Origin of the sequence: Paenibacillus sp. A14 (genome assembly GCF_036864815.1) — a bacterium.
GTDB classification, from domain to species: Bacteria; Bacillota; Bacilli; order Paenibacillales; family Paenibacillaceae; genus Fontibacillus; species Fontibacillus sanfengchensis.
This window is the reverse complement of sequence record NZ_JBAGJD010000032.1, coordinates 1-783: the sequence shown is the minus strand read 5'-3', so window position 1 is coordinate 783 and position 783 is coordinate 1. Positions and strand designations below refer to the sequence as shown.

Here is a 783-nt window from a genome sequence, read left to right as displayed (position 1 = left end):
AGTGACTGCCGGTGACAAACCGGAGGAAGGTGGGGATGACGTCAAATCATCATGCCCCTTATGACCTGGGCTACACACGTACTACAATGGCTGGTACAACGGGAAGCGAAGGAGCGATCCGGAGCGAATCCTAAAAAGCCAGTCTCAGTTCGGATTGCAGGCTGCAACTCGCCTGCATGAAGTCGGAATTGCTAGTAATCGCGGATCAGCATGCCGCGGTGAATACGTTCCCGGGTCTTGTACACACCGCCCGTCACACCACGAGAGTTTACAACACCCGAAGTCGGTGAGGTAACCGCAAGGAGCCAGCCGCCGAAGGTGGGGTAGATGATTGGGGTGAAGTCGTAACAAGGTAGCCGTATCGGAAGGTGCGGCTGGATCACCTCCTTTCTATGGAGTACCTCGTTCCTGTGGGGAACGGTACAAACAGGCTGACCGTAAGGTCGCCGATAATTAGGCTTTGTTATAGCGAAGTCGACCATGACGTGTTTTCATTTGTTCGGTTTTGATGGAATTTGAGGGGCCATAGCTCAGCTGGGAGAGCGCCTGCCTTGCAAGCAGGAGGTCAGGAGTTCGATCCTCCTTGGCTCCACCATTATTTCCATCTATTATAGAATTTTAAACGCTGCCGAAGGCGGACGTTGCAAAAATCAAACTTGATCCTTGAAAACTGGATAACGAAACGAAATTTGCGTTTTAGAAACAACTCTTTTAGCTGAACTTGTGTCAAAACAAGTTTAATAAAGGTAGTGACTACAGAGCGAAGGTTTTGGGATGACCGAA

General features: G+C 50.1%; 1 tRNA gene and 1 rRNA gene. Both read left to right on the top strand.

The annotated features are described in order from the left end of the window. Nucleotides 1-390: ribosomal RNA gene (locus tag V4U88_RS26915) — 16S ribosomal RNA — on the top strand; the annotation flags it as partial. 129 nt (nucleotides 391-519) lie between these two features. Beyond that, nucleotides 520-595: transfer RNA gene (locus tag V4U88_RS26910), tRNA-Ala, on the top strand. Nucleotides 596-783: the final 188 nt, after the last annotated feature.